Genomic DNA, 11176 nt, shown 5'->3' on the forward strand with positions numbered 1-11176 from the left:
CTCGCCGGCGCCGGCAGCCCCGTCACCCGCCTCGCCCCCACCGCGCAGGGCGCCCCCGCCGCGGGCGCCCTGCGCTGGGAACTCCCGGGCTGGGCCGGCTCGGTCGACCTGCTCCTGATCGCCACCCCCGACGGCACCGAACCGGGTCTGTCCCTGCTCGCCGACCAGGCCTACCGCCGCGGCTGCACGGTCGTCGCCGTGGCCCCCGCCCGCACCCCGCTCGCCGAGGCGGTCGAGGGCGCCCACGGTCTGTTCGTGCCCATGGCGACCGCCCCGTACGAGCAGGAGGCCCCGCTCACCGCGTCCGCCCCCGGCGTCCTGTGGGCCCTGCTCACCCCGTTCCTCGCGATCCTCGACCGCACCGGCCTGCTCACCGCCCCGCCCGACATCCTCGAGAAGATCGCCGGCCGCCTGGACCACATCGCCGAGCGTTGCGGCCCCGCCATCGCGACCTACAGCAACCCGGCCAAGACCCTCGCCGCCGAACTCGCCGACGCACTCCCGGTGATCTGGACCGAGGGCACCTCCGCGGGCCCCGCAGGACGTCGTTTCGCCGCGGCCCTCGCCGAGCTCTCCGGCCGCCCGTCCGTGGTCGCCGAACTGCCCGAGGCCCTCGCCGCGCACAGCACGCTGCTCTCCGGACCGCTGGCCGCCGGCGCCGACCCCGACGACTTCTTCCGCGACCGCGTCGAGGAACCTCCCGCGCTGCACGCACGCGTGGTGCTCCTCCGCGACCGTCCCATCGGCGGTCTCAGCGCCGCCCCGGCCGCCCGTGACCTGGCCCTGAGCCACGACACGCCGATCAGCGAGCTGGAACCGGAGTCCGGGGGCGAGATCGAGACCCTCGCGGAACTGATCGCCGTCACGGATTTCGCCGCCGTTTACCTGGCGCTCGCCTCCGGGGCCTGACGTAGCCCAGGAAGCCCTGATCGCCGTACGTACAGAAAGAGCCCGATGGACCGCCTCGACAACACCATCCGCCCCTACGCCTGGGGCTCCACCACCGCCATCCCCGCACTCCTCGGCGTGGAGCCGACCGGCGAACCGCAGGCGGAGATGTGGATGGGCGCCCACCCGGGAGCCCCCTCACGCACCGGCCGGGGCACCCTCGCCGAGGTCATCGACGCGGACCCGGCGAAGGAGCTCGGCGCCGAGGCGGTCGCCAGGTTCGGCCCGCGCCTGCCCTTCCTGCTCAAGATCCTCGCCGCCGGCGCCCCGCTCTCCCTCCAGGTCCATCCCGACCTCGCGCAGGCGAAAGCGGGCTACGACGACGAGGAGCGCCGGGGCATCCCCGTGGACGCGGGCCACCGCAACTACAAGGACGCCAACCACAAGCCCGAACTGATCTGCGCGCTCACCGAGTTCGACGGCCTGTGCGGCTTCCGCGAACCCGCGCGCGCGGCCGAGCTGCTCGACGCGCTCGGCGTCGACTCCCTCAAGCCGTACGTCGACCTCCTGCACGCCCACCCCGAGGAGGCGGCGCTGCGCGAGGTGCTGACCGCGATCCTCACCGCCGACCGCGAGGAGATGGCCCACACGGTCACCGAGGCCGCTGCCGCCTGCGCCCGCCTCGGCGGCGACCACGCCCCCTACGCCGACATCGCCCACCACTACCCGGGCGACCCGGGTGTCATCGCCGCGATGCTCCTCAACCACGTGCGGCTCCAGCCCGGCGAGGCCCTGTTCCTCGGCGCCGGCATCCCGCACGCCTACCTCAGCGGCCTGGGCGTCGAGATCATGGCCAACTCGGACAACGTCCTGCGCTGCGGCCTGACCCCCAAGCACGTCGACGTACCCGAGCTCCTGCGCATCGTCCGCTTCGAGGCCGCCGACCCGGGTGTGCTCCGCCCCGAGGCGTCCCCCGACGGCGAGGAGGTCTACGAGACCCCCATCGACGAGTTCCGGCTGTCCCGGTATGTCCTCCCTGAAGGAGCCGCCACCCACGACCTGACCCGCCCGACCCCGCAGATCCTGCTCTGCACGGCAGGTTCCGTGCGAGTCGGGGAACACGAACTGCGCCCCGGCCAGTCGGTGTTCGTACCGGCGGGCGAGACGGCCGAGGCGTCCGGCACCGGCACGGTCTTCCGGGCGACCGTGATCGTGTGACGGAAGCGTGTGATCGTATGACCGGGCCTGTGGACGGCTGAAACGCCCGTACCGGGGGAGGCTGCAAGAATGGCCCTCCGGCAAAGGACGGGCAAAGGCCTGGACGGCGTAGAGGTACTTGAGGCGAAGGGACAACGCGACCACATGAGCGCGTCAGGCGGAACCAAGGCGATCGTGGCGGCACTCGGCGCCAACCTCGCGATCGCGGCATCGAAGTTCGTGGCGTTCGCGTTCAGCGGCTCGTCCTCGATGCTCGCCGAGGGCGTGCACTCGCTCGCCGACTCCGGCAACCAGTTCCTGCTGCTCCTCGGCGGCAAGAAGGCGCAGCGCGAGGCCACCCCGCAACACCCCTTCGGCTACGGCCGCGAGCGCTACATCTACGCCTTCCTGGTCTCCATCGTCCTCTTCTCGGTCGGCGGCATGTTCGCCCTCTACGAGGGCTACGAGAAGATCAAGCACCCGCACGAGATCGAGCACTGGTACTGGCCGGTGGGCGTCCTCGTCTTCGCGATCATCGCCGAGGGCTTCTCCTTCCGGACGGCCATCAAGGAGTCCAACCCGCTGCGCGGCAACCTCTCCTGGAAGGAGTTCGTGCGCCGCGCCAAGGCACCCGAGCTCCCGGTCGTCCTCCTGGAGGACTTCGGCGCCCTCGTCGGCCTGGTCCTCGCCCTCGGCGGCGTCGGCCTGGCCCTGCTCACCGGCGACGGCGTCTGGGACGGCATCGGCACCCTCTGCATCGGCGTCCTGCTCATCCTGATCGCCCTCGTCCTGGCGGTGGAGACCAAGTCCCTGCTGCTCGGCGAGGCCGCCGGCATCGAGGCGGTCCGGAAGATCGAGGCCGCGATCGTCGACGGCGACACCGTCACCGGCATCATCCACATGCGCACGCTCCACCTCGGCCCCGAGGAGCTGCTCGTCGCCGCCAAGATCGCCGTCCAGCACGACGACACGGCCGGCGAGGTCGCCGCCGCGATCAACGCCGCCGAGTCCCGCATCCGCGAGGCCGTGCCCATCGCCCGCGTGATCTACCTCGAACCGGACATCTACAGCGAGGCCGAGGCCCGCAAGGGCGCCGACCGCGAGGCGACCCCCGGGGGACCGGCGCCGCATCCCGCCGAGCACTGATCACCGGTCCGCAGCGGCTGCACGGGCCCGCGACCCCGCACCGGGGACGCGGGCCCTTCGCTCACCCGGTCCCGCTCACCCGATCTCGCTCAGCACGTCCAGCACGGCCCGCTCGTCGGGCGCCGCGATGAGCCGCGCCCGGAACGCGGCGTCCATCAGCTTCCGCGACAACTGCGCCAGGATGCGCAGGTGTTCGTCGCCCGCGGCTGCCTCCGGCACGGAGATCATGAAGACCAGCCTGGCCTTCGTCCCGTCCAGCGAGCCCCACTCGACGCCTTCGGCGGACCGTGCGAACCCGACGACGGGCGCGGACACCGCGTCCGTCTTGGCATGCGGGATCGCGATCTCCTCCCCGAGCCCGGTGGTCCCCTGCTCCTCCCGCCGCAGCGCGGTCGCCACCAGCTCGTCCACGTCCGTCACCTTGCCGGTCCGGGCGAGCAGCTCGGCCATCTCCCTGACGGCCCCCTCCTTGTCCCGGGCGTCGAGGGACACCTTCACCGTCTGCTCGGTGAGATAGCCGGAGAGGACCTGGCGGTCCGGTGCGGCCGGGGGGTGGAGGTCGGCTGGGCCGCCGGCTCCGGCTCCGGCTCCGGTGTCCGCCCTGGACGCCACACCGACTTCGGCTTCGACACCGGCACGGGACCCGTCCCCGCCGCTGGGCCTGGCGGTCTCGTCCGGGGTGCCGCCGGTGTCGTCCTGGGCGGTTGCGGTCTGGGCTTCGGTGCGGGGCTTGGTGGACTCACCGGGGCGGGTGTCGGCGCTGGCCTTGTCGCGGGGGGTTTCGGTCCTGGCGTCGGCGTTGGACTTGGGGGAATCGTCGGGTTCGGTGACGGTACCGGCGTTGGACTTGGGGGAATCGTCGGGTTCGGTGACGGTACCGGCGTTGTCCCGGGCCGCTTCGGTCTGGGCTTCGGCGCCGGGCCTGAGGGTCTCGTCGGGGTTGGCGTCGGCGCCGGGTTCGTCCCCAGTGGGTTCGGTCCCGGCGTCAGTGCCCCGATCGCCGGCTGCCTCGGCCTTCTGACCCCCGTCCGCTGCCACCTCCGCGCCGGGCGCGCTCGACGAGGTGACGATCCGTTCCGCCGCCACGGCCGCGGCCGCTCCACCCGCCGCAGCACCGGTGCCCACTCCGACGAGCGCGGGCTCCAGCGGCCCGGCCACTGCCGGCCCACCCACGCGTGAGTCGCCGATCGCCACTCCGCCCTCACGCTTGCGCTCGCCGAGGTCGACCAGCGTGACCGTCGTCAGCGCGGTGACCGCCGTGCCGATCAGCACGGCCACGAAGAACAGCGGCACCCCGCTCACCGCACCCAGCACCGCCACGATCGGCCCGCCATGCGGCACCGCGTCCTCGACCCCGGCGACACCGGCGATCGCTCCGGCCACCGCGCCCCCGAGCATGTTGGCCGGGATGACCTGCGCGGGCCGCGCCGCCGCGAACGGGATCGCGCCCTCGGAGATGCCGAAACAGCCCATGAACAGCGCGGCCAGCCCGGTCTCCCGCTCCTGCTCGGTGTAGAGCCGCCTGCGGATCAACGTGGCCAGGCCCTGCCCGAGCGGCATGACGGGGATCGCCGCCGCACACATGCCCATGACCGTCTGGTTGCCCGTGGCGATGAGCCCCGCCCCGAACAGGAACGCCGTCTTGTTGACCGGCCCGCCCATGTCGAACGCGATCATGAGCCCCAGGATCGCGCCCAGCAGGATCGCACTGGTGCCCGTCATCCCGCTGAGCCAGTCGGTCAGGTGCTCGAACACCCAGGAGATCGGCTTCCCGATCACGTAGATGAAGAACAGCCCGAGCGCCGTGGTCGCCACGATCGGGATCACGATGATCGGCATGATCGGCTGCACGAACTTCGGGACCTTGACCTTCTTGATCCACAGCACCAGATATCCGGCGAGGAACCCGGTCACGATCGCCCCGATGAACCCGGCGCCCGCCTCCGAGTCGTACAAATCCCCCGTGTTCGCGATCCAGCCGCCGATCATGCCGGGCACCAGCGCCGGCCTGTCACCGATCGCGTAGGCGATGTATCCGGAGAGGATCGGCACCATCAGCGTGAAGCCGATGACGCCGATGTTGTTGATGTCCATCCAGAAGGAGTTCTTCGGGATGACCAGGCCGCCGGACGGGTCGGTGTGCCCGCCGAGCGAGAGCGAGATCGCGATCAGCAGCCCGCCGACCACCACGAACGGGATCATGTAACTGACCCCGTTCATCAGCGCCTTGTACCCGACGCTCCGCTCCTTGCCACCACCCGACGCCGTGGCCGCCAGGGTGCCGCCCGACGTGTGCACCGGCGCCGACCGCACCCGTTCGATCAACTGCTCGGGGTGGTGGATTCCCTCCGCCACGCCCACGGTCAGCACCCGCTTGCCCACGAAGCGGCTCAGGTCCACGTCCTTGTCGGCGGCGACGATGATTCCGTCCGCGGTGCTGACATCGTTGTCATCGAGGATGTTCTCAGCCCCGATCGAGCCCTGGGTCTCCACCTTCATGTCGATGCCACGGCTCGCGGCGGCCTGCGCCAGCTTCTCCGCGGCCATGTACGTGTGCGCGATGCCGGTCGGGCACGCGGTCACCGCCAGCAGCTTCACCCGTTGCCGCCGCTCGCTGTCGCCGCCCGTGGGGGGAGGTCCGGCCGGACTGGTCACGTCGATCTCCTCACGCCTGTGTCACACGGAAGCGCCGTCCCGGACGCCCCGCGAGACCGCTCTGCTGCTCGGTTGGGCCTCGCATCCTCCCTCACCTGCCCCGGTCGTCCAACAGGCAAAAGTTCCCGCATGACCTGGTCTGTTGCCGCCTGTTCCATAATTCGCAGGCGTGTTGTCACCGTCGTGCGGGCACCCTGCCGGGACGGCTTGCGGTGTCCCGTCGGCGTCCCTGCCGGCCACTCCTGATCGGCCTGATGTTTGCGGAGGCGGACTGGGGCGGCCCGGCCGACCGGTGTAGCTTGGGACGGAGCCAGACGTCGCTGCTGATGGCGGTCGGGCGGTCCCACCGCGGACCGGCCGAGGGAGAGAGGGCCTCCGACGGACTGCGCTGCGCGCACCGGGCATGCCTGTGTCCTCTTCGGGCACCCCTGTGTCCGCCGCCGCGCAGACCAGCCGTACCCACCTCGCCCCAACCCCGAGGAGCAGCTCGTAATGACGACTGTCGAGAACCGACAGGACTTCAAGGTCGCCGACCTCTCCCTGGCCGAGTTCGGCCGCAAGGAGATCACCCTCGCCGAGCACGAGATGCCCGGCCTGATGGCGATCCGCAAGGAGTACGCCGAGGCGCAGCCGCTCGCCGGCGCCCGCGTCACCGGCTCCCTGCACATGACCGTGCAGACCGCCGTCCTCATCGAGACCCTCGTCGCCCTGGGCGCCGAGGTCCGCTGGGCGTCCTGCAACATCTTCTCCACCCAGGACCACGCGGCCGCAGCCATCGCCGTCGGCCCGAACGGCACCGTGGACAACCCCCAGGGCGTCCCGGTCTTCGCCTGGAAGGGCGAGACCCTGGAGGAGTACTGGTGGTGCACGGAGCAGGCTCTGACCTGGCCGAACACCCCCACCGGCGGCCCGAACATGATCCTCGACGACGGCGGTGACGCCACCCTCCTCGTCCACAAGGGCGTCGAGTACGAGAAGGCCGGCAAGGTCCCCTCGGTCGACACCGCCGAGAACGAGGAGCACCGGGTCATCCTGGAGCTCCTCAACCGCACCATCACCGAGGGCTCCCAGAAGTGGACCCAGCTCGCCTCGGAGATCCGCGGCGTGACCGAGGAGACCACCACGGGCGTCCACCGCCTGTACGAGATGCACCGTGACGGCACCCTGCTGTTCCCGGCGATCAACGTGAACGACGCCGTCACCAAGTCGAAGTTCGACAACAAGTACGGCTGCCGCCACTCCCTGATCGACGGCATCAACCGCGCCACCGACGTCCTCATCGGCGGCAAGACCGCGGTCGTCTGCGGCTACGGCGACGTGGGCAAGGGCTGCGCGGAGTCCCTGCGCGGCCAGGGCGCCCGCGTCATCGTCACCGAGATCGACCCGATCTGCGCCCTGCAGGCGGCGATGGACGGCTACCAGGTCACGACGCTGGACGAGGTCATCGACAAGGCCGACATCTTCGTCACCACGACCGGCAACAAGGACATCATCATGGCCTCGGACATGGCCAAGATGAAGCACCAGGCGATCGTCGGCAACATCGGTCACTTCGACAACGAGATCGACATGGCCGGCCTCGCCCAGATCCCCGGCATCGTCAAGGACGAGGTCAAGCCGCAGGTTCACACCTGGACCTTCCCCGACGGCAAGGTGATCATCGTCCTGTCCGAGGGCCGCCTGCTGAACCTGGGCAACGCCACCGGTCACCCGTCGTTCGTGATGTCCAACTCCTTCGCGGACCAGACCCTGGCCCAGATCGAGCTGTTCACCAAGCCCGACGAGTACCCGACCGACGTCTACGTGCTGCCCAAGCACCTCGACGAGAAGGTCGCCCGCCTCCACCTGGACGCGCTCGGCGTGAAGCTGACCCAGCTGCGCCCGGAGCAGGCGGCGTACATCGGCGTGGAGGTCGAGGGTCCGTACAAGCCGGACCACTACCGCTACTGAGCCGCACGGCACAGCAGCAGTCCTCCGAGGCAGGCCCCCGCACCCCCGTGTCGGGGGCCTGCCCCTTTGGCCTTGTGATCCTTCTTCGGCCCTGCTCCCTCACCGCGTGACCGTCAGGCCGGACAGCCCGTCAGAACCCAGGACACCCATGCCCCGCGGCCGTTATTCGCTCCACGATCCGCACGATCGCACCCCCCTCGCGGAAGAACACTTCCAGTGCGCCCCCGGCCCGTCCGGCTGGCGCTACGTCTCTCGGCTGACCACCCCCGCGGGCGATCACAGCGGCTCGGTCGACCTCACCCTCGACGAACTCGGCCGCCCCATCCGTCTCGAACTGCACGCCGGGGACTGGCAGGTACGCGGTGCCGCGCTCGACGGCGTCACCTGGGTCCGCACGGACCCCACCGGGACCCACGCCACGGAAGGCAATGTCCCCGCCCACGCCTTCACCGGCACGTCCCCCGCGTTCCTCGTCGCCACCACCCGTCTCCTGCGCCTCACCCCCTCCGCATCAGCGACCCGCGTACGCCTCGTGGCCTTCACGGACCCCGTCCTCGCCCCGCGCACCGTGGACCAGTCCTGGACCTTGCTGGAAAGAGAAGCACACGCCACTGACAACGGCCCGCTGATCGTGGAGGAGTACCAGGTCACAGCCCTGGACACGGGCGAGCAGCACTCCGTGCACATCGCCGGGGACGTGGTCCTCGCGGCCCCCGGGATCGAGCTGGAGGACCTCGAGTCACCGCCGTCGGCGTTCCCTGGAACACCGGCCGACTGACCCCGCAGGATCACGCCGGCGGGACGAACCCGGATGCGGGCCTGCCCTCCGACGGCACGGTGGACGCGGGGCCGTCGGAGGCCTCCCCGACCGGAACGCCGGGACGCTCCACGACCGCAGTCGCCTCGCCGCCGTACGAGACGGGCGGCTGAGGAGAGGGAGGGGAGAAGGGACCGGCGGGCCGCATCTCCGGATACGGACCCTGCATCCCGGCCGCAGCGCCACCGGGCACCACGGCAGCAGACGCCCCGGCCCCCGCCGCAGTGCCGCCGAAGGCCCGCCGGGACTCACGGACCTGCCGCTCCTGCACCACCGCCGCCAGATACGCACCCGGCGGCACGTCCGTCGGCGCCGGAGCACCCGTACGCACCGCGAGATCGGCCGCCAGCCGCTCCGCCATCGCCCAGCCGACCTGCGGATCGAGCTGGTGCATCCGCGTCAGGTACTGGCGTATGGCCAGCCACAGTCCATCGGGAACCGCCGACAGGTCGAGTCCGGAGAACCGGCCTGCCAGCCACGGCGGAGGGGGCGGTACGAATCCGCTGGGCGCCACGGGAATCCGCTCGCGCACGACCAGCGTCCCCGCGAACACGTCACCGAGCCGACGTCCACGCGCCGAGACGAGCGAGGCGATACAGGCCACGACGCCGAACGTCATCAGAATCTCGACCACACCGATCGCACCCCGCACCAGCGCATGCCGGAACCGGATGGGTCCACCGTCGTCCCGCACCACGCGAAGCCCCACGGCGAGCTTCCCCAGCGACCGCCCGTGGCTGAGCGTCTCGACCGCGATCGGCCCGCCCACCAGGACGAGCAGGAACGCGGCGATCGACAGTGCCATCTGGGCCGCGTCGTCCAGAGAGGCGGCAGCGGCCACCACCGCGATGGTCACGGCGATGTACACGGCCACGGCCACGATCAGGTCGATCAGTACGGCCAACGCCCTGCTGGGCAGCCTCGCGGGACGCAACTCCAGCGCCACCGCCTCGCCCGTCACCAGCTCACTCACGCCCGCCGCCCTTCCCTGACCTGCCTCGTGGACAGCCAGTCTGCCAAGCTGAGAGCGCATCGCGCCGCAGTACGACAAGCTGACATCCACGACGGACCGCCGACGATCAGCCGAGGAGCAGGCAAACCGATGGACCTCGACGTCTTCGTCACCGCCCACCGAGCCGAGTGGGACCGCCTCGACGCCCTGCTCCGGCGCCAGCGCCGCCTCAACGGCGCCGAGACGGACGAACTCGTCGCCCTCTACCAGCGCACGGCCACCCACCTCTCCCTGATCCAGTCCAGCGCCCCCGACCCACAGCTCACCGGCCGGCTCAGCCAACTCGTGGCACGCGCGCGCAGTGCCGTCACAGGAACCCGCCGCGCCTCTTGGCGCGATGTCACGCGCTTCCTCGCGTACGGTTTCCCCGCCGCCGTCTACCGATCGCGTCACTGGTGGGTGCCCACCGCGCTGCTGTCCACCGTCGTCGCAGCCCTCCTGGGCTGGTGGATCGGCACCCATCCCGAGGTGCAGTCCTCCATAGCGGCCCCCAGCGAACTGCGTGAGCTCACCCGCCCCGGCGGCCAGTACGAGACGTACTACTCCAGCCATCCCGCCGCGTCCTTCGCCGCCCAGGTGTGGACGAACAACGCCCAAGCCGCTGCCACGTGCCTGGTCCTGGGCATCTTCCTGGGCCTCCCGGTGCTCTGGATCCTCTTCCAGAACATGCTCAACCTCGGTGTCGGCGTCGGCCTGATGTCCTCGGCCGGCCGTCTCGACACCTTCCTGGGCCTGGTCCTCCCGCACGGCCTCCTCGAACTGACAGCGGTCTTCGTCGCCGCCGGCACGGGCCTGCGCCTCGGCTGGACCCTGATCGATCCGGGCCCCCGTTCCCGCCGTACCGCGCTGGCGGAGGAGGGGCGGTCCGCCGTCGGTATGGCGATAGGCCTCGCCCTGGTCCTGTTCGTCTCGGGAGTGATAGAAGGCTTCGTGACGCCTTCGGGCCTGCCCACCTGGGCCCGCATAGCCATCGGCATCCTCGCCGAGCTGGCCTTCCTCGCCTACGTCTTCGTCCTGGGCGGACGCGCGGCACGGGCGGGTGACACGGGCGACGTGGAGGCAGCCGAGCGCAGCGCCGGCGTCCCCACCGCCGCCTGATGTGCAGGCGACGGTACTGAGCTGCTACTGTCTCCTTCGCCCCACAGGAGCCGTTGACACGGACGATGTGGGGAGGTAGATTCGAACAGTTGCCTGGAGCTGGGGTACTTCCCGCTCGGCAGCGGTGAGTGTCTGTCTGCTTCTGGAAATCTCGATTTCGAAGAAGCCCCTTCCCGATAAATCGGAAACAGATGGCCGGTCAGTCCGGCCTGAAACTTCTGATAATGTTGGGAGCGCCGGAAAGGGAAACGCGGAAGCGGGATCCTGGAAAGCACCGAGGAAATCGGAACCGGAAACGGTCTGATAGAGTCGGAAACGCAAGATCGAAGGGAAAAGCCCGGAGGAAAGCCCGAGAGGGTGAGTACAAAGGAAGCGTCCGTTCCTTGAGAACTCAACAGCGTGCCAAAAATCAA

Annotated in this window: 8 protein-coding genes; 6 read left to right on the forward strand and 2 right to left on the reverse strand. The window is 70.5% G+C overall.

The annotated features are described in order from the left end of the window. The 3 genes from AOJ26_RS32145 to AOJ26_RS32155 form a co-directional block, all read left to right on the forward strand. The coding region (locus tag AOJ26_RS32145; protein WP_053851889.1) for an SIS domain-containing protein at positions 1-909 on the forward strand (909 nt) is incomplete at its 5' end. A 45-nt stretch (positions 910-954) separates the two neighbouring features. Then, entirely contained in the window at positions 955-2106 is a 1152-nt protein-coding gene (gene manA / locus AOJ26_RS32150) for a mannose-6-phosphate isomerase, class I (protein ID WP_053851890.1), read from the forward strand. A 144-nt stretch (positions 2107-2250) separates the two neighbouring features. Then, positions 2251-3231, forward strand: coding sequence for a cation diffusion facilitator family transporter (locus AOJ26_RS32155; RefSeq protein WP_053851891.1), 981 nt, complete (start codon positions 2251-2253; stop codon positions 3229-3231). A 75-nt stretch (positions 3232-3306) separates the two neighbouring features. Here the strand turns inward: AOJ26_RS32155 and AOJ26_RS44635 are convergent, their stop codons facing one another. After that, entirely contained in the window at positions 3307-5886 is a 2580-nt protein-coding gene (locus AOJ26_RS44635; protein ID WP_234358723.1) for a fructose-specific PTS transporter subunit EIIC, read from the reverse strand. A 492-nt stretch (positions 5887-6378) separates the two neighbouring features. On the opposite strand from AOJ26_RS44635, the gene ahcY reads away from it, so the two are divergent. Together ahcY and AOJ26_RS32170 are read left to right on the forward strand one after the other, a co-directional pair. Then, a complete protein-coding gene (gene ahcY, locus AOJ26_RS32165; protein ID WP_053851892.1) occupies positions 6379-7836 on the forward strand; it encodes an adenosylhomocysteinase in 1458 nt (485 codons plus the stop codon). Positions 7837-7984: 148 nt separating this feature from the next. Continuing rightward, positions 7985-8614: a hypothetical protein gene (locus AOJ26_RS32170; RefSeq protein ID WP_053851893.1), complete on the forward strand. Its 630-nt coding sequence runs from the start codon at positions 7985-7987 to the stop codon at positions 8612-8614. 10 nt (positions 8615-8624) lie between these two features. On the opposite strand, the gene AOJ26_RS32175 is transcribed toward AOJ26_RS32170, so the two are convergent. Then, positions 8625-9626 carry an RDD family protein gene (locus tag AOJ26_RS32175; RefSeq protein WP_053851894.1) on the reverse strand — a complete coding sequence of 334 codons (1002 nt, stop codon included), beginning with the start codon at positions 9624-9626 and terminating at the stop codon, positions 8625-8627. A 129-nt stretch (positions 9627-9755) separates the two neighbouring features. Here AOJ26_RS32175 and AOJ26_RS32180 point away from each other — a divergent pair, with 129 nt between their 5' ends. Continuing rightward, the gene (locus AOJ26_RS32180; RefSeq protein ID WP_053851895.1) at positions 9756-10763 is read left to right on the forward strand and encodes a stage II sporulation protein M; all 1008 of its coding nucleotides are present in this window, start codon (positions 9756-9758) and stop codon (positions 10761-10763) included. Positions 10764-11176 lie beyond the last annotated feature (413 nt).

Origin of the sequence: Streptomyces sp. NRRL B-24085, assembly GCF_001282115.1 — a bacterium.
GTDB lineage: Bacteria > Actinomycetota > Actinomycetes > Streptomycetales > Streptomycetaceae > Streptomyces.

What these genes read in the sequence shown, in the direction of transcription:
- manA (WP_053851890.1), top strand. Translation starts at nt 955, where the DNA reads ATGGACCGCCTCGACAACACCATCCGCCCCTACGCCTGGGGCTCCACC.
- AOJ26_RS32155 (WP_053851891.1), top strand. Translation starts at nt 2,251, where the DNA reads ATGAGCGCGTCAGGCGGAACCAAGGCGATCGTGGCGGCACTCGGCGCC.
- ahcY (WP_053851892.1), top strand. Translation starts at nt 6,379, where the DNA reads ATGACGACTGTCGAGAACCGACAGGACTTCAAGGTCGCCGACCTCTCC.
- AOJ26_RS32170 (WP_053851893.1), top strand. Translation starts at nt 7,985, where the DNA reads ATGCCCCGCGGCCGTTATTCGCTCCACGATCCGCACGATCGCACCCCC.
- AOJ26_RS32180 (WP_053851895.1), top strand. Translation starts at nt 9,756, where the DNA reads ATGGACCTCGACGTCTTCGTCACCGCCCACCGAGCCGAGTGGGACCGC.